The organism is Cupriavidus sp. 86D6 (assembly GCF_057815095.1).
On record NZ_JBYPSB010000003.1, the window covers coordinates 50,780 to 73,116 of the forward strand.

Annotated in this window: 20 protein-coding genes; 5 read left to right on the top strand and 15 right to left on the bottom strand. The window is 67.9% G+C overall.

Annotated features, from left to right (window positions below; all coding sequences use genetic code 11):
* Nucleotides 1–30: 30 nt before the first annotated feature.
* From AC3G88_RS09260 to AC3G88_RS09290, 7 genes are read right to left on the bottom strand one after another with little or no spacing between them, the layout of a single operon-like run.
* Complete coding sequence (locus AC3G88_RS09260) at nucleotides 31–1,041, bottom strand: diguanylate cyclase (protein WP_488772787.1); 1,011 nt, start codon at nucleotides 1,039–1,041, stop codon at nucleotides 31–33.
* A gap of 5 nt (nucleotides 1,042–1,046) precedes the next feature.
* Nucleotides 1,047–2,078, bottom strand: a complete 1,032-nt coding sequence (locus AC3G88_RS09265) for a chemotaxis response regulator protein-glutamate methylesterase (protein ID WP_488772786.1) — start codon at nucleotides 2,076–2,078, stop codon at nucleotides 1,047–1,049.
* Nucleotides 2,075–4,384 (bottom strand): hybrid sensor histidine kinase/response regulator, encoded by a 2,310-nt coding sequence (locus AC3G88_RS09270; RefSeq protein ID WP_488772785.1) that lies wholly within the window; start codon nucleotides 4,382–4,384, stop codon nucleotides 2,075–2,077. The genes AC3G88_RS09265 and AC3G88_RS09270 overlap by 4 nt, the downstream gene beginning before the upstream one ends.
* Complete coding sequence (locus tag AC3G88_RS09275; protein ID WP_488772784.1) at nucleotides 4,381–5,079, bottom strand: chemotaxis protein CheW; 699 nt, start codon at nucleotides 5,077–5,079, stop codon at nucleotides 4,381–4,383. The genes AC3G88_RS09270 and AC3G88_RS09275 overlap by 4 nt, the downstream gene beginning before the upstream one ends.
* Nucleotides 5,072–6,340 (bottom strand): CheR family methyltransferase, encoded by a 1,269-nt coding sequence (locus AC3G88_RS09280; protein WP_488772783.1) that lies wholly within the window; start codon nucleotides 6,338–6,340, stop codon nucleotides 5,072–5,074. Before AC3G88_RS09280 ends, AC3G88_RS09275 begins: the two co-directional genes overlap by 8 nt.
* Nucleotides 6,337–6,810, bottom strand: a complete 474-nt coding sequence (locus AC3G88_RS09285; protein WP_488772782.1) for a chemotaxis protein CheW — start codon at nucleotides 6,808–6,810, stop codon at nucleotides 6,337–6,339. Before AC3G88_RS09285 ends, AC3G88_RS09280 begins: the two co-directional genes overlap by 4 nt.
* A gap of 21 nt (nucleotides 6,811–6,831) precedes the next feature.
* The gene (locus AC3G88_RS09290) at nucleotides 6,832–8,451 is read right to left on the bottom strand and encodes a methyl-accepting chemotaxis protein (RefSeq protein WP_400395652.1); all 1,620 of its coding nucleotides are present in this window, start codon (nucleotides 8,449–8,451) and stop codon (nucleotides 6,832–6,834) included.
* Between the two features lie 289 nt (nucleotides 8,452–8,740).
* Here AC3G88_RS09290 and AC3G88_RS09295 point away from each other — a divergent pair, with 289 nt between their 5' ends.
* Entirely contained in the window at nucleotides 8,741–10,066 is a 1,326-nt protein-coding gene (locus AC3G88_RS09295) for a putative bifunctional diguanylate cyclase/phosphodiesterase (RefSeq protein ID WP_400395650.1), read from the top strand.
* Nucleotides 10,067–10,327: 261 nt separating this feature from the next.
* Nucleotides 10,328–12,970, top strand: a complete 2,643-nt coding sequence (locus AC3G88_RS09300) for a DUF6600 domain-containing protein (RefSeq protein ID WP_488893356.1) — start codon at nucleotides 10,328–10,330, stop codon at nucleotides 12,968–12,970.
* 165 nt (nucleotides 12,971–13,135) lie between these two features.
* On the opposite strand, the gene AC3G88_RS09305 is transcribed toward AC3G88_RS09300, so the two are convergent.
* The 7 genes from AC3G88_RS09305 to AC3G88_RS09335 all read right to left on the bottom strand — a co-directional run bounded on the left by AC3G88_RS09305 (nucleotide 13,136) and on the right by AC3G88_RS09335 (nucleotide 18,599).
* Nucleotides 13,136–14,308: an ABC transporter substrate-binding protein gene (locus tag AC3G88_RS09305; protein ID WP_488772780.1), complete on the bottom strand. Its 1,173-nt coding sequence runs from the start codon at nucleotides 14,306–14,308 to the stop codon at nucleotides 13,136–13,138.
* Between the two features lie 90 nt (nucleotides 14,309–14,398).
* On the bottom strand, nucleotides 14,399–15,106 hold the full coding sequence (locus AC3G88_RS09310) for an ABC transporter ATP-binding protein (RefSeq protein ID WP_488893357.1): 708 nt from the start codon (nucleotides 15,104–15,106) through the stop codon (nucleotides 14,399–14,401).
* Nucleotides 15,093–15,857 (bottom strand): ABC transporter ATP-binding protein, encoded by a 765-nt coding sequence (locus AC3G88_RS09315; RefSeq protein WP_488772778.1) that lies wholly within the window; start codon nucleotides 15,855–15,857, stop codon nucleotides 15,093–15,095. Before AC3G88_RS09315 ends, AC3G88_RS09310 begins: the two co-directional genes overlap by 14 nt.
* Complete coding sequence (locus tag AC3G88_RS09320) at nucleotides 15,850–16,878, bottom strand: branched-chain amino acid ABC transporter permease (RefSeq protein ID WP_488893358.1); 1,029 nt, start codon at nucleotides 16,876–16,878, stop codon at nucleotides 15,850–15,852. Before AC3G88_RS09320 ends, AC3G88_RS09315 begins: the two co-directional genes overlap by 8 nt.
* 13 nt (nucleotides 16,879–16,891) lie before the next feature.
* Nucleotides 16,892–17,755 (bottom strand): branched-chain amino acid ABC transporter permease, encoded by an 864-nt coding sequence (locus tag AC3G88_RS09325; protein ID WP_153949226.1) that lies wholly within the window; start codon nucleotides 17,753–17,755, stop codon nucleotides 16,892–16,894.
* A 316-nt stretch (nucleotides 17,756–18,071) separates the two neighbouring features.
* Complete coding sequence (locus tag AC3G88_RS09330) at nucleotides 18,072–18,392, bottom strand: hypothetical protein (protein ID WP_488772776.1); 321 nt, start codon at nucleotides 18,390–18,392, stop codon at nucleotides 18,072–18,074.
* 63 nt (nucleotides 18,393–18,455) lie between these two features.
* Complete coding sequence (locus tag AC3G88_RS09335) at nucleotides 18,456–18,599, bottom strand: hypothetical protein (protein WP_488772775.1); 144 nt, start codon at nucleotides 18,597–18,599, stop codon at nucleotides 18,456–18,458.
* A 168-nt stretch (nucleotides 18,600–18,767) separates the two neighbouring features.
* Between AC3G88_RS09335 and AC3G88_RS09340 the strand changes: the two genes are divergently transcribed.
* From AC3G88_RS09340 to AC3G88_RS09350, 3 genes are read left to right on the top strand one after another with little or no spacing between them, the layout of a single operon-like run.
* Nucleotides 18,768–19,610 carry an IclR family transcriptional regulator gene (locus AC3G88_RS09340; protein WP_153949229.1) on the top strand — a complete coding sequence of 281 codons (843 nt, stop codon included), beginning with the start codon at nucleotides 18,768–18,770 and terminating at the stop codon, nucleotides 19,608–19,610.
* Nucleotides 19,611–19,640: 30 nt separating this feature from the next.
* Nucleotides 19,641–20,453 (top strand): SDR family oxidoreductase, encoded by an 813-nt coding sequence (locus AC3G88_RS09345; protein ID WP_153949230.1) that lies wholly within the window; start codon nucleotides 19,641–19,643, stop codon nucleotides 20,451–20,453.
* Between the two features lie 57 nt (nucleotides 20,454–20,510).
* Nucleotides 20,511–21,506, top strand: a complete 996-nt coding sequence (locus AC3G88_RS09350) for a tripartite tricarboxylate transporter substrate binding protein (RefSeq protein ID WP_488772774.1) — start codon at nucleotides 20,511–20,513, stop codon at nucleotides 21,504–21,506.
* A gap of 29 nt (nucleotides 21,507–21,535) precedes the next feature.
* Here the strand turns inward: AC3G88_RS09350 and AC3G88_RS09355 are convergent, their stop codons facing one another.
* Entirely contained in the window at nucleotides 21,536–22,228 is a 693-nt protein-coding gene (locus AC3G88_RS09355) for a winged helix-turn-helix domain-containing protein (RefSeq protein WP_488772773.1), read from the bottom strand.
* Between the last annotated feature and the right edge of the window lie 109 nt (nucleotides 22,229–22,337).

Genomic DNA, 22,337 nt, shown 5'->3' on the forward strand with positions numbered 1-22,337 from the left:
GCGCCTTTTGCCCGCCGCCGCGCCGGGCCGCTACACCATCACCACCTGGTTGCGGCCGTTGCGCTTGGCCTGGTACAGGCCGGTATCGGCCGCCTCGACCAGTCGGCTGAAGTTGCCGTCGCTGTCAGGGACGATCACGGCACCGCCGATGCTGACCGTCACGAAGCCGCTGGTGGGCGATCCGCTGTGCGCGATGCGCAGCGTCTCGATCGACCGGCGCACCTTCTCGGCCAGCAGGCGCGCGCCGCCGGGCGATGTGGCCGGCAGGATCATCGAGAACTCCTCGCCGCCAAAGCGCGCGGGCAGGTCCGCCGGCCGGGCGCAGTTGTCGCGGATCACGGAGGCCACGCGGCGCAGCACTTCGTCGCCCGCCACGTGCCCGTAGGTGTCGTTGTAGGCCTTGAAGGCATCGACGTCGATCATCAGCAGCGCCAGCTGGGTCTGTTCGCGCTGGGCGCGCTTCCACTCGGCGCCCAGGTATTCATCGAAATAACGCCGGTTGGACAGCCCGGTGAGGCCGTCGGAATTGGTCAGGCGCTGCAGTTCCAGGTTGGTCTCCAGCAGTTGCTGCTGACTCTGGCGCAGCGCGCGGTAGGCCTCGTCGCGCTGCAGCAGGTTCAGGTACGAGCGCGAGTGATAGCGGATGCGTGCCACCAGTTCGATCGTGTCGGGCAGCTTGACCAGGTAGTCGTTGGCCCCGGCGGCAAACGCCGCGCTCTTCATCGTGGGCTCTTCCTTGGTGGACAGCACGATGATCGGAATATCGCGCGTGCCGGCGTTCTCGCGATAGCGGCGCACCAGCGTCAGCCCGTCGGTGCCGGGCATCACCAGATCCTGCAGGATCACGGTCGGCTGCGTGCGCTCCGCCACGGCCACCGCGTCCTCCGGGTTGGCGCAATAGTGGAAGTCGATATCGGTCTCGCCGGCCAGCGCGCGGCGGATGGCTTCGCCGATGATGGCCTGGTCATCGACCAGCAGCACCATGGCCAGGTATTCGTTGCCGGCGGCCGACGGATCGGCCGGGTTCCCAAGTCTAGGCATTTCCATTACCCCTTGTTTCTTGTTGTCTCCTGCCCGCCGAAGGCCCGGATCAGCCGGGGTGCGATGCGTGGCAGCGGCAGGATCTCGCTGGCCGCCCCCAGCGTGGCGGCGGCCTTTGGCATGCCATAGACGGCACTGGTGGCCTGGTCCTGCGCGATGGTCAGGAAGCCGCGCTCGCGCATGGCCTTGAGGCCCTGCGCACCGTCACGCCCCATGCCGGTCAGCAGCACGCCCACGGCCTCGCCGCGCCAGTGTTCCACCACGCTTTCGAAGAACACGTCGATCGACGGGCGGTACAGATAGTCGCCCGGTTCGGGCGTGTAGGCCATCCGCGTGCCGCCCACCAGCCGCAGATGATCGTTGGTGCCGGCCAGCAGCACGGTGCCGGGCTGCGGCGTTTCGCCGGCGCGAGCAATGCGCACCGGCAGCGGGCTTTGCGCGTCGAGCCATTCGGCCATGCCTTGTGCAAAGGCCTCGTCCACGTGCTGCACGGCCACCACCGCCGCGCCGAACCCGGCGGGCAGGGCACCCAGCAGCGTGGCCAGCGCGGCCGGGCCGCCAGCCGACGCCCCGATCGCCACCAGCCGGGGGGCGGCCGGTGCCAATGCGGCTGCCGCCAGCCGGGGCGGCGTCTGGGTGCGGCCCGCCAGCAGGCGGCCGATATTGCGGATCTTGCGCAGCAGCGGGCCCGCGGCGAGCGTGGCGTCCGACTGGGTCAGCGTTGGCGTGTCGACGGCGTCGATCGCGCCGTGCCCCATGGCGTCGAACACCTGGTTGGCATTGCGCCCCAGGTCCATCGTCACCACCACGATCGCGCACGGCGTGGCCGCCATGATGCGGCGTGTGGCTTCCACGCCGTCCATCACCGGCATCAGCAGGTCCATCAGGATCAGGTCGGGCGTCTGGCTGGCGGCCATCTGCACGCCCTGCTCGCCGTTGCCGGCGACCCAGATAATGTCGAGCGATGGGTCGAGTGCCAGCGCGCGGCGTAGTGCGGCCACGGCCAGTGCGGAGTCGTTGACAATGCCGATCTTCATGCGCGTGCCTCGCCGATCAGGTCCCGCACGGCATCCAGCAGCGCGGTGTCATGGAAACTGCCCTTGGCCAGATAATAGTCCGCCCCGGCCTGCATGCCGCGTTCGCGGTCCTGCTCGCGGTCCTTGTACGACACGATCATCACGGGCAACTGCGTCAGCCGCGGGTCGCTGCGGATCCGCGTCACCAGTTCGATGCCGTCCAGGCGCGGCATGTCGACGTCGGTGATGACCAGGTCGAACGCCTCGGCGCGCAGCACGTTCCAGCCATCCATGCCGTCGACGGCCACGCTCACGTCGTAGCCCCGCCCGGCCAGCAGCTTGCGCTCCAGTTCGCGTACGGTCAGCGAGTCGTCGATCACCAGCACGCGCTTGCTGCGCACGACGGCCTTGTCGGCGGCCGACTGGCGTACGCGCTCGATGCGGCCTTCGGACACGAGCTTTTCCACTGAACGCAGCATATCCTCGACGTCGAAGATCAGCACCGGCGTGCCGTCGTCGGTCAGGCTGCCCGCCGCGATATCCTTGATCTTGCCCAGCGCCTGCGCCAGCGGCTGCACCACCAGCATCCGTTCGCCCAGCAGGCGATCCACGGCAATGCCGTAGACGCGCTCCTGTTCGCCAATCACCACCACGGGCGTGGTGTCGCCCTCGCGCGGCGGCTCCGGGCGCTGCAGGATCTGCGCGGCGCTGACCAGTCCCACCGGACGGCCTTCGTGGCGAAAGTGCTGATGCCGCTCGGTCTGCTCGATGGCGTCGCGCGGCACGGCCACGGCGCGATGCACGAGCCCGAGCGGAAAGGCATAGGCCTCGCCTGAGATTTCCACCAGCAGCGCGCGCACGACGGACAGCGTGAGCGGCAGTTCCAGATGGAAGTGCAGGCCGCTGCCGGGCTGCTGCGACAGCTTCAGGCTGCCACGCACCGCGCGGACCATGTCTTGCACAGCGTCGAGCCCGACGCCCCGGCCCGACACTTCGGACACCGTCTCGCGCAGGCTGAAGCCGGGCAGCAGCAGGAATTCGAGCATCTCGGCCTGCGACAGCCGCGCGGCGGTGTCGGCCTGGGCCAGGCCTCGGCGCACGATGGCCGCGCGCAGCGCATCGAGATCGACGCCGGCGCCATCGTCGAAGATCTCGATCACCAGGCGGCCGGCGTTGTGGCGCGCCATCAGCGTGATGCGTCCTTCCTCGGGCTTGCCAGCGGCACGCCGCGCGTCGGGAGGCTCGATGCCATGGTCCACGGCATTGCGCAGCAGGTGAGCCAGCGGCGCATCGAGCTGTTCCAGGATGTCGCGATCGACCTGCGTCTGCTCGCCGGACAGCTCCAGGTGCACGTGCTTGCCCAGCGCGCGGCCCAGATCGCGGACCATGCGCGAAAATCCGGTCATACCGTCCGACAGCGGACGCATGCGGCACGACAGGGCCGTGTCATAGATCCGGCGCGACAGGCGGCTGGCGCGATGATCGTACTGGTCGAACTCGTCCACGCGCTGCGACAACTGGCCGTGGCCGTCTTCGAGTAGCTGGCGCACCTCGGCCAGCGCGGCACGCATGCGCGGCACCGAGCCCTCGGGCGCGTCCAGCAGCGCCTGCACGCCATCGAGCGCCTGCAGCGCGCGCATCTGCTGGCGGCGCGCCTGCTGCAGGGCGCCGCCGAACGGCCGCAGCCAATGCGATTCGACCATGGCTTCGCCGGCCATCGCCAGCAGACGATCCAGGCGATCGGCATTGACGCGCAGCATGCGCTCGTGCGTGCCGCCGCCGGGCGCCGGTTCTGGCGCGCTGTCGTGAGACGGCGCAAGATCCGGGTCGGCCGCAGGCGCGGCGGCGTGTCCGGCCTCTTGCGGATGTGCCAGCGGTGGCGGCGCCAACGTGGCGCCGGGCGGCGGCAGGGCTTCGTCGCCGTCAAGCAACTGGCTCATCCGCGCGATCCAGGCGTCGATCTCGGCCCGGCCCTCGCCTTCGGGCCAGTCGAGGTTGCCGCCGGGCGGGTGGCCGATACGCTGAAGCAGGTCGGTGCCTTGCAGCAGGGCGTCGATATGGGCGGGCGCCAGCACGATGCCGCCGCGCTGGGCCGCGACCAGGCAGTCTTCCATGACATGCGCCACACGCACGCCGCCATCGAGCCCGACGATCCGCGCCGCGCCCTTGAGCGAATGGGCGGCACGCATGCACGCTTCCAGATGCGAGGCGGCGGCGGGATCGCGTTCGAGCGCCAGCAGGCCGGTGTTCAGTACCTCGGCCTGCGCGTCCGCTTCGAGCGCGAACAGGTCCAGCATCGAGGCATCGCGCAATTGCTCGGGGTTCATGCCAGGCTCCGCGACAGGGCCTGCCGCAGCAGGTCGGCATCGAGCAGCCCGACGCTATGGCCGGCGTGTTCGAACAGCGCCTGCGTATAGCGTGACGAAGCGCGTGTCAGCGTGGCGGGCAGCGGCAGCAACGCGTGACGCGGCACGTGCTCGACACCGGCCACCTCGGCCACCGGCAGCGCGATGGCATTGCGGCCCTGGCCCAGGATCAGGCAGCGCGCGGCCTGCCGGTCGGCACCTTCCGGGGCGCCGAACAGCAGCGCCAGCGATACGCAGGTCAGCAGCACCCCCCGTACCGCAGCCACGCCGATCAGGGCGGCATGGCGCCGGTGCGGCAGCGAATGCACGGGAACGGGCGCCGTGATCTCTCCGAGCGCGGCGGTGGGCAGCGCCAGCCATTCGTCACCGACGCGAAAGATCAGCAGCGACTGGCCGGCGGCGCGATCGATGCCGGTGGCGGCGTTGGCGCCGGCATTGTCGATGGTGCTGTCCCACAGGCTGCCGGCCGAGAGCGAATCGAGCACGGTCACGGCGGCCTGCGCATAGACCGGGCAGTTGCGGCAGCGCAGGTGTTCGTCAAGCTTGGGGCAGGAGCGGTCGCCGCCGGTGCCGATGCGGCGCCAGCAGTCGTCCACGGTGCCGGCGGCCAGGCCGGGCAGCGTGTGGGGGGCGTGTTGGACGATCGAATCAGCCATGGCTCGGTCGGGCATGTCGCTGGGCGCGCTCGCGCAGCCGGTGGGCGCCCGAGGCATCGCCCTCGCTGTCGAGCAGGGCGGCCAGATGATAGAGCGCTTCTTCGTGGGCCGGGTCAAGATACACCGCCTTGCGGTAGGCGGCATGCGCATCGGCGATCCGGCCGGCCGCGTCGTGCAGCACGCCCAGCAGGCACCAGCCGTCTGGCGACGATCCATGTCCGGTCAGATACTGCTGGCACGCGGCCGTGGCGGCATCGAGTTCGCCCCGGTCGGCCATGGCCGAGATCGCGGCCAGCGTGTTGCCGGCCGCCACTGTGGCGGTGACGCCGGCCGTCGGCATTTGCGCGGTCCGGGGCGCTGGCATGGCGGCAGCCAGCGCCGGGTGCCGGATGGAGGCCGCAGGCTTCCAGGCCGGTGGCCGTGGCAACTGTGTCCTTGCAGCCGGGGCTGTGTCAGCCGGCGCGGGATGGAACGCGAACGCTAGCGGTACGCCGGCGCCGGGCAGCCCATCGCGCGTCAGCAGGCTGGCTTCGGCCGGCCCCACGAAGATCAGTCCGCGCGCGGCGGTCAGGCGCCGCAGTGTCTGCACCGTCTGCTGCTGCGTGGCCAGATCGAAATAGATCAGCAGGTTGCGGCAGAACACGAAGTCGTAAGGCCGTTCGTCGGCCAGCAGCCCGGGCGACATCAGGTTGCCCTGCAGCAGCCGCACCTGCGCCCGGACCTTTTCCGACAACTGGTAGCCGGTGGGCGTGGGCGCGAAATAGCGGTCGCGGAAATCGGGCGGCGCGCCGCGAAAGGCGTTGCTGCCGTACAGGCCTGCGCGGGCGCGTTCCAGTGCGCGGGCGCTGACGTCCACCGCATCCACACGGAAGCGGTCGGCCGGCAGTCCCGCATCGAATAGCGCCATGGCGATCGAGTACGGTTCCTCGCCGGTCGAGCACGGCAGGCTCAGCACGCGCAGCAGGCGCTCGCCGTCGCCGAACGCACGGTGCGCGGCAAAGCGGCCCAGCGCCAGCAGGGCTTCGCGGTGGCGAAAGAACCAGGTTTCGGGGACTACTACGGCTTCGATCAGCGCTTGCAGTTCGTCAGGCACCGCGTGCAGCAGGTTCCAGTAGGCGGCGGGGTCCGGGGCGCCAACGGCCTGCCGGCGCTCGTCGACCGCGCGGGCGATCACGGCCGGCCCGATCGCGGCGGCGTCCAGCCCGATGCGTTCCTTGAGCAGCGCTTCGATCTGCGTGGGGGGATGCGGCAGATCCGTCATGCGGGGTTTGTCTCCGGAAACAGCAGCGTGTGTACCGCGTCGGGCAGCAGGTTGGCCACGCGAATCCATTGCACGAGCCCGCGCGCGTCCTGGCGTACGGGGCCAAGATAACGCGCCGGGCCCGGGTCGATGCCGCTGTCGACGAACGACGCCGGGTCGCAGCGCAGGGTATCGGTGGCGTATTCCAGCCGCAGCCCCAGCAAATGCATGGCGTCATCGGCCGCACCGGGGCGCCGGTAGTGGACCAGCACGGTGCGCGTGCTGGTGCGCGCGCCGGCTGTCACGCCGGTCGCCAGCGCGGTCACGTCGATCACGGGCACGGTCTGCCCGCGCCGCGTCATCAGCCCGCTGACCCACGGGGGCGACCCGGGAATCTGCTTGGTGGCGGTCAGCGGCAAGACCTCGGCCACTTCGGCGCTATCCAGCGCGTAGTAGTCGGGGCCGATGCGAAACAGCAGGAAGAGCGCCATGGGGACGGGCGGCTGGGCCGCTCAGACCTTGAAACGCGACACGCCGCTGCGCAGTTCGTTGGCAACCAGCGTCAGTTCGTCGATGGCCTGGCTCGACTGGCGCAGCGATTCCACGGTCTGCTGCGCCGCCTCGGACAGCTGCATCAGCGCCTGGTTGATCTGCTCGGCGCCGCCGGCCTGGGCCTGCATGCCTTCGTTGACCATCTGCACGCGCGGGGCCAGCGACTGCACCTGGCCGATGATCTGCGACAGCTGGTCGCCCACCTGGGTCACCTCGGACATGCCGCGCCGCACTTCCTCGGAGAACTTGTCCATGCCCATCACGCCGGCCGACACGGCCGACTGGATCTCGCGCACGATCTGCTCGATGTCGTAGGTGGCCACGGCGGTCTGATCCGCCAGGCGGCGGATCTCGGTGGCCACCACCGAAAAGCCGCGGCCGTATTCGCCGGCTTTTTCGGCCTCGATCGCGGCGTTCAGCGACAGCAGGTTGGTCTGGTCGGCTACCCGGGCGATGGTGGTCACCACCTGGTTGATATTGCCGGCCTTCTCGTTGAGCGTGGCCAGCCGGGCGTTGACCGATCCGGCGGCGTCCATCACGTGGTGCATGGTGGTTTCCATGCGCGACAGCCCCACCTGGCCGGTACCGGCCAGTCCGGCGGTCTGTTCCGCCGCGTGCGACACCTCGTTCATGGTGCGCACCAGGTCGCGCGAGGTGGCCGCGATCTCGCGCGACGTGGCGCCGATCTGCGTGGTGGTGGCGGCCGTTTCGGTGGCCGTGGCCTGCTGCTGGCGCGCCGTGGCGGCGATCTCGTTGACGGAGGTCGTGACCTGGATGGCCGATCGCTGGGCCTGCCCGACCAGCGAGGTCAGCTCGCCGGCCATCTGGTTGAAGCCGGCCTCCACGGCCTGGAATTCGTCGCGGCGGTTCAGTGTCATGCGCTGGCGCAGGTCGCCGCCACGCATGGCGCCCAGCAGCGACACGATCGAACGCATCGGGGCGGTGATCGCCCGCAGGAGCAGGTAGCCGCAGACCAGGGCAGCCAGCACGGCGATGGCCAGCGCCACCTCGATGCTGGTCTTGGCGGCGCTGACCGAATCGACGATGCCGGCGGCGGCCCGGTCGCTGACGGCGCCGTTGTCGTCCACCAGATCCTGCAGCGTCTTGCGGCCTTCGGCCCAGACGTCATGGGCGCCGCCGCGCAGCGCGGCTTCGGCGGCGGCCGTATCGCGCCAGCGCGTGGGATCGAGATAAGGCTGGGCAGCTTGCTCGTATCTTGCGCGAACGTCGAGGAACGCCTTGAAACGGGCTCTATCCTCTTCGCGCTGGATTGAATCGGCATACAGCTTCTGAAGCTTGTCCAGCCGGCGCGTGGCGTCCTCGGTCTGGGACAGCAGCCTGGCGCGCTGGGCCGGGTCGGATGCCGTGACGGTCTGCCAGGCCAGCACGTAGATTTCGCCCCAGACGCCGCGCATGCCGGCGCTGTAGTTCAGGCCGGGCAGCGCGTCGGTGCGCATGACCGTGGTTTCATGCTCGATGGCGGACAGGCGGTTGTAGGCCGTCACGCTCATCAGGGTCATGACCAGCAGGATGAAGGTGAAGCTTGCCAGGATGCGCGTGCGGATGGTCCAGTGGTTCACGGTCGATGGAGTTTCTCGTTGGGCGGACGGCCGCGGCCGGCGGGACTGGCGGGGGGCGGTCTGCCAGGGCCCACACTCGGATAAGGGGTATCCCTCGAATGGGTGGTAGGCGTTTGCGGCGTAGGGTACTGTAACGTCCGGGTCATTTCAACGCCGGCGGCCTTCCGCCAGCCCGCGCCGTTGCGCGGCAGCGGCGCCAATTTGTAGCCCTTGCTTTTTTCAAAGTTTTCGTCACACTTGCCAGATAGCTTGAGCGGGGAAAATGTTCATCACAACTGATAGGGCAGGGATGGTGGCCAAGTCGGAGGCACAGGTGACTGGCGCCTTGCCGCCGGCGGATCTGGATCCGCTGACCGGCGTGGTCGTCCGCCAGGCATTCTTGAAGCGGGTCGAAGCACGTCTGCATGGCGAGACGACGCCCCGCTTTGCCCTGTTGCTGGTGGGCGTCGACGATTTCCGCGCCTTCAATGACATGCACGGCCACCTGGAAGGCGACGCGATCCTTCAGCATGTGGCCCGCCGCCTGCGCGACGCCTCGCCGCGCGATGCCGTGGTCGGCCGGGTGGGCGGCGACGAGTTCGGCGTGCTGCTGACCTCCATTTCCGATCCCACGCTGGTGCGCCACGTCAGCGCGGCCATCCTGTCGATGCTGTCCGCCCCCTATGAGCTGGGCGGCAACCGCCATCACGTGCTGGCCAGCCTGGGCGCCTGCGTGATGCCGGCCGGCGGCGATTCCACGGCCGACGTGCTCGCGGCGGCCAGCCTGGCGCTGGCCCGGGCCAAGCACGACGGCGGCCGCACCATCCGCTTCTTCAAGCCGCAGATGCGCGCCGACGTGACGACGCGCCTGTCGCTCGTCCAGGCCCTGCGCGAAGCCTACGCCCAACGCCAGTTCGAATTGCTCTACCAGCCGCAGGTGGATTTGCGCGACGGCCGCGTGGTGGGCGCCGAAGCGCTGATGCGCTGGCGTCATCCCACGCTGGGCCTGCTGACCCCGGCGGCGTTCATCGACGCGCTGGCCGCCAGCAGCGTGGCCGCCGACGTGGGCATGTGGCTGCTGCATACGGCCTGCGCGCAGGCGCGGGCGTGGTCGCTGACCTTCCCCGACGCGCCGCGCGTCGCCATCAACCTGTTTGCGGCGCAGCTGGCCGAAAGCCGGCTGCTGACCGAGGTTCGCCACGTGCTGCGCGCGCTGGAACTGCCCCCGGACCGGCTGGAGATCGAGATTACCGAGACCATCGCGCTGCAACAGGGCGACGAGGTATCTGACCAGCTCCAGGCGTTGCGCCGCGACGGGGTGACGCTGACCTGCGACGATTTCGGCACCGGCTACGCGTCGCTGAGCTTCCTGAAGTCGTTCCCGGTGGACCGGCTCAAGATCGACCAGTCCTTCATCCGCAACGTCACCCACGACAATGTGGATGCCGCCATCGTGCGCTCGGTGATCAATGTCGGTCAGAGCCTGCGGATCGGCGTGGTGGCCGAGGGCGTGGAAACCGCCGAGCAGCGCGACTTCCTGCTGCGCAACGGCTGCATCGAAGCCCAGGGTTATCTGTACGGCAGGCCGATGCCGGCCGACCGCCTGACCGACTTCCTGCGCAACCAGCCGCGCTGAGTGGCGGCGCCGAACGCCGATGCTGCAATGCAGCGTCGGGCGCCTTCGTCCCTCTGGGGCCACGCCGGCCTGCCCATAATCCCTGCATCTGCAAGACTTGTATCCGCCTTTGTCCCGCATGCCAGCGCGCGGCGGCGGGGAAATATGTGCTTACAAAGTCTGGTACACAGGCCCGACGCTCCGCCGTTATCCGATATACGGTGGCAGCGGGTGCTTGCCGCCAAGGTCGCCGGCACGGCCCACCGGAATCAGGTAATCGATATGCAATCCCGTCATCGCTTCACGCTCGTGCCAGCCGCCATCGGCCTGGCCGCCGCCGTCCTGGTCCAGGTGAACGCCCGGGCACAGGACTACAGCCCGGGCGCGCCGGGTTTGCCGCCCGGCTATATCCAGCAGGACCCCAACGATGCCAACGTACTGGGCGATCCGTCCGCGATGGTGGCCGACCCGCCATCGCGCATTGCCACGGTCACCGACATGGCCGGCGGCCTGAGCTTCGCGCCAGCCGGCTCGGACGATTGGGCGGCCGTGGGGTTGAACCGGCCGATCACGACCGGCGACCGGCTCTGGGTGGACCCGGGCGGCCGCGCCGAACTGCACGCCGGCGCCACGGCGGTGCGGCTGGGCGGGGGCACTGCCGCGACGATCCTGAACCTCGACGACCGCGCCACCCAGGTAAAGCTGACCCAGGGCACGCTGCAACTGCGCGTGCGGGCGCTGCCGGCAGACCAGCAGGTGGAAATCGATACGCCAAATCTGGCATTTGTACCGCGCGAGCCGGGCGACTACCGGATCGACGTGTCGCCCGACGGGACGTCCACGCTTGTGTCGATGCGCCATGGCAGCGCCGTGCTGTATGGAGATACCCGGTCGATCGAACTCGGTCGCGGGCAGCGCATGCGGTTTGCGGGCACCGACCTGGCGGACGCGGGCACGGGCAACTATCCGCCGCCCGACAGCTTCGACCAGTGGACCGCCGCGCGCGATGCACGCGCAGACGCGTCGCCGTCGGCGCGCTATGTGCCGCCCGACATGACCGGATACACCGCGCTGGACGATTACGGCGACTGGCAGCAGGACCCCGGCTATGGCGCCGTGTGGTTCCCGCGCGAGGTGGCGCCGGGCTGGGCGCCTTACAGCACGGGCCGCTGGGCGTGGGTGGCGCCGTGGGGCTGGACCTGGATCGACGACGCGCCGTGGGGCTTTGCGCCGTCGCACTACGGGCGTTGGGCCCACTTCGGCAGCCGTTGGGGCTGGGTGCCGGGGCCGGTGGCGGTGCGCCCCTGCTACGCGCCGGCCGTGGTCGGTTTCATCGGCGGCACCAGCGTCCGCATCGGCGGCGGCCCGGGCGTGGCCTGGTATCCGCTGGGGCCGCGCGACGTCTACCGGCCCGTGTACCGGGCCAGTCCGCGCTATGTCACGCGTATCAACAATTTTCCGGTCAACGACACGTGGATGCGCGGCGGCGACCGTGACCGCTGGGTGAACCGCAATGTGCCGGGCGCGATCACGGGCATGCCGTCGCGCAATTTCGTGGAGGGCCGGCCCGTACCGCGGGGCAGCCATCGCGACGAATGGCGCCAGCTGCCGGCGGGCGAAGCGCGCGGCGGGCCGATCATGGCCCCGGTGAAGGCCAGCCTGATCGGCGGCGCGCGGCCGCAGGGTCTGCCGCCGATGGCGCGACAGGGATTTGAACGGCAAGCCATCGCCGCGCACCCGCCCGGGCGCGTTGGTGTGGACGACCTGGCCCGCCGTTTTGCCCGCGAGGGCGGGACGGGCGGCGCCGGGCCGGCCTGGCACGGGCCGACGCCCGGCGCGGACTACCGCCGTCAGGGTCAGCCCGGTCAGCCCGGCCGTGACGACGCGCGCCGCGGCCCGCAACCGGGGCAGGCCTGGCAGCCCGACGTCCGCATGAGCCAGGCCGCGCAGGCAGGCCGTGGGCCGGGGCAGCGGCCCGACGGGCTGCGCAGCGGGGTGTCGGATGCCCAGCGCCAGCAGTTCGAGCAGCAGCGTGACCAGCAGCGCCAGTTGCACGACCAGCAACGGCAGATGCAGGACCAGCAGCGGCTGTCCACGGACAACCAGCGGCAGCAACAGCAGGCGCTGCAGCGGCAGATGCAGGATCAACAGCGGCAGATGCAGGACCAGCAGCGGCAATCGCAGGATGCGCAGCGCCGGCAGCAATTCGACCAGCAGCGCGCGCAACAGGAGCGCCAGCAGCAGGACGTCCAGCGGCAGGCGCAGGAGCGCCAGCAGCAGTTTGACCAGCAGCGCGTGCAGCAGGAGCGCCAGCAGCAGGACGTCCAGCGCCAGGCCCAGGAACGCCAGCGACAGTTCGACCAGCAGCGCGCACAACAGGAGCGTCAACAGCAGGACGTCCAGCGACAGGCGCAAGAGCGCCAGCGGCAGTTCGACCAGCAGCGCGCGCAGCAGGAGCGTCAACAGCAGGACGTCCAGCGACAGGCGCAGGAGCGCCAGCGGCAGTTCGACCAGCAGCGCGCGCAGCAGGAGCGTCAGCAGCAGGACATGCAGCGGCAGGCGCAGATGCGCGATCAGCAGCAGCGGCAGGTCCAGGAACAGCAGCGCCAGCAGATGGAGCAGCAACGTCAGCAGGCCGCGCAGCGCCAGCAACTGGAGCAGGCGCGTCAGTTCCAGGAACAGCAGCGTCAGCAGTTCGAGCAGCAGCGGCAACAGGCCGTGCAGCGCCAGCAGATGGAGCAGCAGCGCCAGGCGCAGGAGCAACAGCGCCAGGCGCAGGAGCAGCAGCGCCAGCAGCAGGACCGGCAGCGGCAGTTCCAGGAGCAGCAACGCCAGCAACAGCAACAGCAGCAGCAGCAACAGCGGGCCCAGCAGGAACAAGCCCGCCATGCGCAGCAACAGGCGCGTAACGACGAGCGGCGCTGATCGCCGGGTGCGGTAAAGACAAAGGGCGTCCGGTTGTGCCGGACGCCCTTCGTTTCTCTCCACTTACGCTTTTTTTTAGACTGCTACATCAGTGCTGGCATGCCCGCCAGCGGGGTACAACTCCCTCCGCCTCTCTCTCTCTTCCTTGTGGTGCTGCTGCACTCCTTACTTGGCCAGTTCCGACAGCCGCACCGGCTCGATCTTGCCCTTCTGGACCCAACCCACCACGGTATCGGCCACCGAGCCGCCCTTGGCGTCGATGCCATCCACTTCGTTCGGATTCACTTCCTTGGGCAGTGCCTTCACCGCGTCGGGCATCTTGGCGCGGATTGCCGCGGCGTCGGTGGTGGTGCCGGCCAGCTTCATCGCGTTGGCCAGTGCCCATGTCATCGTGTAGTTCAGCGACATCTCCGTGGTGGCATCGCGGCCGTCGTGCAGCTTCTTGTACCGGGCGTTGTAGGCCTGCGCGGCCGGCCGGGCGTCGTTGACCAGCGGCATCACGCCGATCGAGCCTTCCAGCATGGCCAGGCCGTTCGTGACCTTGGCCATCTCGTCCATCTTGGCCTGGTCCATGATGATGAAGCCGCCCTTGAAGCCCAGTTCGCGGGCCTGCTTGACCACCAGCGCGGTAGGCTCGGACGGGCCGCCCACGAACATCACGTCGGGTTTGTCGGCGATGGCGCGCGACACGCCGGTGTAGAAGTCCGTGGCCTTGGTGTACGACATCGGATTGTTGCCCACCACCTTGCCGCCGGCACCTTCCCAGGCCGGTACGAACGCCTGCACCCAGGCCTTGGCGTAGTCGTGATCGGCCGGCACCATCGCCACGTTCTTGCCGTAGCGTTTCATCTGGGCCTTCACGAACGGCTCGATATAGCCGGTGTAGGCCGGGGGGATGCGGATCGTGAGCTTGTTGCCGGCGTCGGTGATGCGCGGCACGCTCGAATAGGCCATGACCAGGAATTTTTCCTGCTCGTTGAATGCCTGCAGCGCGAAGATGCCACCCGAGTGCGGCACGAACACGGCCGGCGTCTTGTGCTGCTGCACCAGCCGGCGCGCATTGATGGCGGCTTCGGCGGGCGCGTACTTGTCGTCCAGCGCCACCACTTCGAGCTTCACCTTTTTGCCGGCCACCTGCAGGCCGGCCGCGTTGATTTCATCCACGGCCATCTGGATGCCGGACAGCACGTTCTTGCCATAGAGCGCGGCGCCACCGGACAGCGGACCCGTGTAGCCGATCTTGACCACTTCCTGGGCCAGAGCGGGCGACGCGGCGACGATGGCGGCGGCTGCGCAGGTGGCCAGCGCGAAGAAACGACCCAATGTCTTCTGTTGCATGTGTTGTCTCCTTTGGATTCTATTGTTTACGCTTTTCGTTTACGCTTTTCGCTCCCCTCCCGCGCGCGGGAAAGGGGAGAACATCAATGGCTACCCGCCGATATACGCCTTGCGTATCCCTTCGTCCTTCAGCAGCGCGTCGCGGTCGCCTTCCATCACGATGCGGCCGCTTTCGATGACATAGGCGCGATGGGCGATGCCAAGCGCCGCGTAGGCGTTCTGTTCCGCCAGCAGCACCGTCGTGCCGGCCCGGTTGATGCGCTGGATCACCTCGAACATCTGCTTGACCACCAGCGGCGCCAGCCCCAGCGACGGTTCGTCGAGCAGCAATGCGCGGGGGCGGCCCATCAGCGCGCGGCCCAGTGCCACCATCTGCTGCTGTCCGCCTGACAGCGATCCGGCCGGGTCGTCCTTCTTCTGGCGCAGGATCGGGAACATCTCGTAGACCTCTTCCAGCGTGGTGCGGATGCCGCTGCGGTCGCGCCGATGCACGTAGGCGCCCAGCGTCAGGTTCTTCTCGACGCTCATGGCCGGAAACAGCTTGCGGCCCTCGGGGCAATGCACCAGCCCGGCCTGCACGATCTGCGACGGCTTCATGCCGCCCAGCTCGCGTCCGTCGAAGCGCATGCTGCCGCCCCTGGTACGGTGGATGCCGCTCATCGCCAGGAAGATCGAGCTCTTGCCGGCGCCGTTGGCGCCCAGCAGCACCACCAGCTCGCTGGCCCTGGCGTGCAGCGTGATGTTGTCCAGCGCGCGGAAGCTGCCGTACGACAGCGAGACACGTTCAAGCTGCAACATGGTCGGCTCCCAGATAGGCTTCGATGACGCGCGGGTCCTGCTGGATCTGCGCGGGCGTGCCCTCGGCGATCTTCTCGCCATAGTTGAGCACCATGATCTTGTCGGCCAGCCGCATGATCATGTCCATCTTGTGTTCGATCAGGCAGACCGTCTTGCCATGGCGCACCATCTTGCGGATCAGCTCCGCCAGGCCGACGGTTTCCTCGGGGTTCACGCCGCCGGCCGGTTCGTCGAGTAGCAGCAGGTCGGGGTCGGTGGCCAGCGCCAGGGCAAAGGCCACGCGCTTGCGGGCTTCCTGCGTGATATCGGCGGCCACTTCGTGTGCCAGGTGCGACAAGCCGACAAAGTCGAGCGCCGCCTCGGCCTTCTCGCGGCAGAGCTTTTCTTCGTCGCGCAGGCGGCGCGAGTTCAGCAGCACGTCAGCCAGGCCCGACTTCGTGCGCAGGCGGTGGCCGACGATCAGGTTGTCCAGCACCGTGGCGCGATCGAACAGCGACGTGGCCTGGAACGTCCGGGCCACGCCCAGCCGGGCGATCTGGTCGGCGCGCTGGCCGGCCACGTCCTGGCCCCGGATGAGGATCTGGCCCGACGACGGCGCATGCGTGCCGGCGATCAGGTTGAAGAACGTGGTCTTGCCGGCGCCGTTGGGGCCGATGATCGCGTTGATGTGGCCGGTCTCGAACGTCACGGAAACATCGTGCACCGCGGTCAGGCCGCCGAATTTCTTCGTCAGGTTGCGGATCTCAAGCATTCTCGGCTCCCGGGCGGGTGGTGGGGACGGGGGCGGGTTGCGCCGCCCGTGCGGCGGCCAGTTGGCCACGGCGCTGCGCGGCGGCGCGACGGGCCTGGCGCTTGAGGAACGATCCCACGATGCCATCGGGCACGAAGATGATCAGCAGGATCAGCACCGGGCCGAATACCAGCATGCGGTAGTCCTGCAGGAATTGCAGGGTCTGCGTGACCCACGGCACCAGCACGGCGCCCAGCAGCGGCCCAAGCAGCGTGCCGGTGCCGCCGACCAGCATCGACATCACCATGTCGAAGGTGATGTCGGTGCGGGCGATGTCCGGCCCCAGAAAGCGCACCTGGCCGGCATAGAGCGCGCCGGCGAATCCGGCGTAGGCCACCGACAGCACAAACGACAGCACCTTGGTGCGCATCAGGTTGATGCCCAGCGCCTCGGCCAGCGCGTCGCTGTTGCGCACGGCCATGAAGCTGCGGCCCAGCAGCGAGCCTACGATGCGGTGCATCACGAACGTGCCGATAGCCAGGAAGAACAGCACGAGGTAGTACTGCGCCTGCACGCTGTCGAACGCGACCGGTCCGATCGGGGCCGGCACCGGAATGCCGATCAGGCCCACCGCGCCGTGGGTCAGACCTTCCCACTTCTCGATGATCAGGTAGATGATGTAGCCCACGCAGAGCGTGAAGATCGAGAAGTAGTGGCCCTTCAGGCGCAGCGACACCACGCCCACGCCGTAACCCAGCACCATGCAGACCACGCCCGACAGCGCGAAGGCCAGCCAGAACGGCAGCTGGTGGTCAACGGTCAGGATGCCCAGCGTATAGGCGCCGATGGCCATGAAGCCGCCGTGCGCCAGGTTGAGCTGGCCCGTGTAGCCGGTCAGCAGGTTCAGCCCGAGCGTGGCGATGGCGGTGATGAACGCCAGCGTCATCACGGTCAGGAAGTAGCTGTTCGGGACCACCAGCGGGAACGCGATGGCGGCCGCCAGCAGCAGCGCCCAGCCGGTCTTGCCTTGCAGTGCTTTCATGTCGGTGTCCTCCTCAGGCGGCGCGGCCGGCGAACAGGCCCTGCGGCCGCACCGACAGGATGATCACAAGCAGCAGGAACGCGATGATGTCCTTGTAGTCGGTGGAGATGTAGAAGCCACCGAAGCTCTCGGCCATGCCGATGATCAGCCCGCCGACGATGGCGCCCGGAATGCTGCCCATGCCGCCCAGGATGATGATCACGAACGCCTTGGTGATGACCAGGTTGCCCATGCTTGGGTACACCAGGTTGATCGGCGCGTAGAGCGTGGCGGCAATCGCGGCCAGTGCCCCGGAGATGGCAAACACCAGCAGCGTCACGCGCGTGGCGTCGATGCCGACCAGCGCCGCGCCTTCGCGGTTCTGCGCCATGGCAACGATCGTCGAGCCGGTGACCGTCCGCGTCAGGAACAGATGCAGCAGCACCATGAGCCCGAACGCGGCGACGATGATCAGCACGCGCTGCAGCGGCGCGGTGAGGCCGAAGATGTCCACCATCTGGCCGTAGGGCGTGGGCATGCGGTGGAAATCGGCCCCCCACAGCGCCTGCGCCCCGGCTTCGAGAAACAGCAGGATGCCGATGGCGGCGATCATGTCGTGGATCTCGGGCGCATTGCGCAGCGGATGAAAGACCAGCCGGTCCGCCAGCATCGACAGCACGGCCACGACCGCCGCAGCGGCCAGCATGGCCAGCCAGTAGTTCAGCCCGAGCGTGGTCATCGCGTAGTACGACACATACGCGCCGGCCATGTACAACGCGCCATGCGCGAAGTTGGGCACGTGAAGGATGCCGTAGACAAGGGTTAGTCCCAATGCCACCAGGCTGTAGACGCCGCCCAGTGTGAGACCGTTGAGGAACTGCTGGAAAAACAATGCCATGCGTTGTCTCCTTGCGTTGGTGTGCCGTGACGGCACCCGCGCTGTCTCCGACGCCGTGTCGCGTTCTCGCACGGTCGTTCGTTTTCGGCGACTTTGCATAGCGTTTCAGCGAGCGTCAAGCAATCGGACGTAGTATTCCGATACGCGAAATAGGGAGTCCGCATCCCGCCGTGTTGCGTCGGTGAATTCCCTGATTTCAGCGTGCAAGTGGCTCGGGGTGGGAAGGCGTGGGCCTTATTTGCGCCGCCTATGACGCGTATGTCTTCACTGCATGGGCAGGGCCGGGAAAACCCCCGGGGGAAGGACGCGCCGCGCCTTAAAGAATTTCCGATATCCAGTCCGTAGCGATGACCCCGATCAGCACGAGCAATGGCATGACGCATACCCTGCGCCAAGGCAAAGCCATCGAGCCCGCCCACATGCCAAGCAGGGCAAGCACACATGCACATGCAATGAGCGTGGCAGTGAGCAGGTAAGCTGCCAGCGACCGATATGCCCAGCGGTTCGCCATGGCGCCGCCGTCGCCGCCGAAGTGATACGGCGCCGAATCCCGCCATGCGTTGAGTGCATCAATCCCGACGGCTAGCAGTAGTAGCACTGCGAGGCAGGTCGCAAGCCACCTAATAGCTGACTTCAAGGGTCATGTCCTTTGCGTACAGAATCAACTCGTGGACGAATGCCGGCATGTTCGAGGTGAGATCTATGCAGCCTGCGGAGCCGGGTTCAAGGCCGCCATGGACTCGGCCTGCAGGAACTGGCTGGCGTCGATGGCTCGGCAAATGCCGCGTTCATCCAGCCACATGTTGATAGCCTCCCAGTTAGTGTTGGCGAGCCAGTGTGGCAAGGTCACTCCGGGGGTGGAATCGTAGCCGTCCGAATTTTGCCCAGGCGCCCGGTTGAACCGTCGCGGAATGGCGACTGCGTCCTTCGGTCCATGAACCGTACTTCTGACGGACATGTTTTCGCTACATAGCGACGTGCATCGGGCACGGAAACTGATATCAATCGCACCATGAAGCGCACGACCTCGATTCCGCAGCCGCCCGATTCCGCCCTTGTGTCGAGCGAGGCCGCGCACGCGATGGATGGCGAGGACCGCAACTTCGTCACGGCGCTGGCGCGGGGGCTGGAACTGCTGCGCGCCTTTGGCCCGGACGACGACTTCCTGGGCAACGCCGAACTGTCCCGGCGTACGGGTATTCCCCGACCCACGGTGTCGCGGCTCACCTACACACTGGCCAGCGTCGGCTATCTCGTCTATGTGGAAGACCAGGAAAAGTACCGCATCGGCCAGGGCGCGATGCTGCCCGGGCAGCGTTATCTGTCCGGCGCCGGCATCCGCAATATCGCGCAGCCGCTGATGCAGTCTCTTGCATTTGCGACGGGATGCACCGTGGCGCTGGCGGCGCCCGATCGGCATGACATGCTCTACCTGGAAGTCTGCCAGCCACGTGGCGCGCTGGTCATGCGGCTCACGCCGGGATCGCGCTTGCCGATGGCGACGTCGGCCATCGGCCGCGCCTGGTTGGCTGGGCTGCCCGTGGCGCGGCGTACGGCCGTGATGACCGAACTGGAACGCCAGCACGGCACGCGCTGGCCCGGCGTGCGGACGCGGCTCGAACGTGCCATGCGCGAGCACGCGCGCCGGGGCTTCTGCGTGGCGCATGCCGAGTGGGACAGGTCGGTCAGCGGCGCGGCGGCGCCCGTCCGGCTGGCGGATGGCTCCGAAGTGCTGTCGATCAATATCGGCGGCGCGTCGACGCGGCTGTCTCCGGAAGTCCTCGAAGGCAACCTTGGGCCGCGCATTCGTGAGCTGGCCGACACACTTGCAACGCGGCTGTGGCAGTCCGCGTGACCGGATTCTGAAAACGGGAAGGAGATATCGATGGAGATTCGTAACAAGACTGTGATCGTGACGGGTGGCGGTACGGGCATCGGACGCGCGCTGGTGCTGGCGTTTGCCAGGGCCGGCGCCCGCGGCGTGGCCGTGGCCGACATCGATGCCGCCGGCGCCGCGCAGGTGGCTGCCGAAGCGGCGGCCGCCGCGCCGCAGTGCCAGGTGTTCTCGCAGCGGGTGGACGTGGCCGATGCCGCCGCGGTGCAGGGCCTGGTCGATACCGCCACGCAACGCTTTGGCCAGGTCGACGTCTTCTGCTCGAACGCCGGCATCATCCTGCGCAAGGGGCTGGAGGCATCCGCCGAAGAGTGGCAGCGGATCTGGGACATCAACGTGATGGCCCATATCCATGCCGCCAAGGCCGTGCTGCCGCAGATGCTGGAGCGCGGCGACGGCTATCTGGTCAATACGGTCTCCGCCGCCGGCCTGTTGTCGCAGATCGGCTCGGCGCCGTATGCCGTGACCAAGCACGCAGCCATCGGCTTTGCCGAGTGGCTATCGATCACATATGGCGACCGTGGCATCAAGGTGAGCTGCATCTGCCCGCAGGGCGTGCAGACGAAGATGCTGTTCGGCGAGGACGGCGAGCGCAAGGGGTTCCTGCAGGCGGGCTCGGTCACGCCGGAACACGTGGCCGAGAAGACGCTGGAGGGCATGGCCGCCGAGAGTTTCCTGGTGCTGCCGCATCCGGAGGTGCTGGAATACTATCGGCGCAAGGGGCAGGACTATGATCGCTGGTTGCGCGGCATGCGTCGCCTGCACGACCAGGTGTCAAAGGAATTCGGCAATATTGCCGTGTAGTCGCAAGGCAATGGCAATTCCGGTATCTAAATAAAGAACGATTCAGGAGACAGAATCATGCGTGCTCGAATGATCCGGCGCCGCCAGGTGCTGGGGATGCTGGCTGCCACGGCCGCTCTCGCCGCCGTGTCCGCCGCGCCTGCCGTGCTGGCCGCCGACGCCTACCCGACCAAGCCCGTCCGCATCGTGGTGGGTTTTCCGAGCGGCGGGGCGCCCGATATCCTGGCACGCATCGTTTCCGAGAAGTTTTCGCTGGGTCAGCCGGTGGTGGTCGACAACAAGCCCGGTGCCGGCGGCAATATCGGCGGCGAGGCGGTGGCCCATGCCGCGCCGGACGGCTACACGCTGGCCATGGGCACGGTGGGCACGCATTCGATCAACGGCGCGCTCTACAGCAAGATGCCGTATGACATGGTGAAGGACTTCACGCCGGTGATCCTGCTGGCGTCGACCCCCAACGTGCTCGTCGTGCACCCGTCGGTGCCGGCGAAAAACGTCCAGGAACTGATCGCACTGGCCAAGTCGAAGCCGGGCCAGCTGACGTTCGGCACGCCGGGCGTGGGGACGTCGCTGCATGTGGCGGGCGAACTGTTCAACACCATGGCCGGCACCAAGATCGTTCACGTGCCGTACAAGGGCCGGGCCATGGCCATTCCAGACCTGCTGGGTGGCCATATTACGATGATGTTCGACAACCTGCCCTCGGCATTGCCGGTGGTGAAGGAGGGCAAGCTGCGGGCGCTGGGTGTGACCAGTGCGCAGCGATCGGCGTCGGCGCCGGACATTCCGACCATCGCGGAGCAGGGGCTGCCCGGTTATGAGGCCACCTCCTGGTTCGCGATCTTCGCGCCGGCCCACACGCCGAAGGACGTGGTGGCCAAGCTCAACACCGAACTGAACCGCATCTTCACGCAGCCCGACGTCCAGGCCAAGCTGAAGACGCTGGGCCTGGACCCCGTGCTGGGCACGCCTGACAAGCTCGCCGACTACCAGCGCGGCGAGATTGCCAAGTGGGCCAAGGTCGTCAAGGATTCCGGCGCGAAGGCCGAGTAGCGACATGGAGCCAGGGCGGCGGCTAGCGGTCAGAGGACACGCGCCGCCGTGCCAGTCTGCGGACGAAAGCGGTAGCCCACCTTGGGCACCGCCGATACGCAACTGTCCAGGCCCAGCGGATGCAGCGCGCGCCGCAGCCGCGACACCAGCTGCGTCAGGCAGTTTTCATCCACCATCGCGCCCGGCCCCCAGACCGCGGCAATGATCTGCTGCCGCGACATGACTTTCTCGCCGTGGTCCCTCAGCACGATCAGCAACCGCAACTCGAAGCGCGTGAGCTTGGCGATGACGCCGTTGCACGAGATGATGCCCTGCGACTCGTCGATATGCAGCGCATCGTCGATATCCGAAAATGCCGAGACTGACGATGTGGAGATCGGCATGCCCAGGCGCGCCAGCACATGGGCCAGGCCCCGCGCCTGCTCCAGCGCGGAATCCACCGGCGGCACCGCTTCCGGCGCGGGCGGGACCGTGGTGGTGTACGGCACCGGAATGAACCGATAGCCCTGGCGCGGCACGGTCACGATATGGGCGTCCAGGCTGACCGGACTCAGCGCCTTGCGGAGGCGGTACACCAGTTGGACCAGGTAGAGTTCGTCCACCAGTGCGGCGCGTTTTCCCCAGACACCCTTCAACAGGGAATCGCGGGATTTGATGGCGGCCTTGCCTTCCACCAGCAGGCGCAGCAGTTTCTTTTGCTGGCCGGTTATCTTGGCTACCACGCCGCCGCGTAATACACGGTCGGTGTCCCAATCAAAGAATACCGAATCGCTATTCCGGATCATTTCGATTACCCCATGTCGTCTGCGATGGACGACAAGCGTATCGACA

Excerpts from the sequence above, each read along its gene's own strand:
- AC3G88_RS09260 (WP_488772787.1), bottom strand. The coding sequence starts at position 1,041 with ATGCCTAGACTTGGGAACCCGGCCGATCCGTCGGCCGCCGGCAACGAA.
- AC3G88_RS09265 (WP_488772786.1), bottom strand. The coding sequence starts at position 2,078 with ATGAAGATCGGCATTGTCAACGACTCCGCACTGGCCGTGGCCGCACTA.
- AC3G88_RS09270 (WP_488772785.1), bottom strand. The coding sequence starts at position 4,384 with ATGAACCCCGAGCAATTGCGCGATGCCTCGATGCTGGACCTGTTCGCG.
- AC3G88_RS09275 (WP_488772784.1), bottom strand. The coding sequence starts at position 5,079 with ATGGCTGATTCGATCGTCCAACACGCCCCCCACACGCTGCCCGGCCTG.
- AC3G88_RS09280 (WP_488772783.1), bottom strand. The coding sequence starts at position 6,340 with ATGACGGATCTGCCGCATCCCCCCACGCAGATCGAAGCGCTGCTCAAG.
- AC3G88_RS09285 (WP_488772782.1), bottom strand. The coding sequence starts at position 6,810 with ATGGCGCTCTTCCTGCTGTTTCGCATCGGCCCCGACTACTACGCGCTG.
- AC3G88_RS09295 (WP_400395650.1), top strand. The coding sequence starts at position 8,741 with ATGGTGGCCAAGTCGGAGGCACAGGTGACTGGCGCCTTGCCGCCGGCG.
- AC3G88_RS09300 (WP_488893356.1), top strand. The coding sequence starts at position 10,328 with ATGCAATCCCGTCATCGCTTCACGCTCGTGCCAGCCGCCATCGGCCTG.
- AC3G88_RS09305 (WP_488772780.1), bottom strand. The coding sequence starts at position 14,308 with ATGCAACAGAAGACATTGGGTCGTTTCTTCGCGCTGGCCACCTGCGCA.
- AC3G88_RS09310 (WP_488893357.1), bottom strand. The coding sequence starts at position 15,106 with ATGTTGCAGCTTGAACGTGTCTCGCTGTCGTACGGCAGCTTCCGCGCG.
- AC3G88_RS09315 (WP_488772778.1), bottom strand. The coding sequence starts at position 15,857 with ATGCTTGAGATCCGCAACCTGACGAAGAAATTCGGCGGCCTGACCGCG.
- AC3G88_RS09320 (WP_488893358.1), bottom strand. The coding sequence starts at position 16,878 with ATGAAAGCACTGCAAGGCAAGACCGGCTGGGCGCTGCTGCTGGCGGCC.
- AC3G88_RS09325 (WP_153949226.1), bottom strand. The coding sequence starts at position 17,755 with ATGGCATTGTTTTTCCAGCAGTTCCTCAACGGTCTCACACTGGGCGGC.
- AC3G88_RS09340 (WP_153949229.1), top strand. The coding sequence starts at position 18,768 with ATGAAGCGCACGACCTCGATTCCGCAGCCGCCCGATTCCGCCCTTGTG.
- AC3G88_RS09345 (WP_153949230.1), top strand. The coding sequence starts at position 19,641 with ATGGAGATTCGTAACAAGACTGTGATCGTGACGGGTGGCGGTACGGGC.
- AC3G88_RS09350 (WP_488772774.1), top strand. The coding sequence starts at position 20,511 with ATGCGTGCTCGAATGATCCGGCGCCGCCAGGTGCTGGGGATGCTGGCT.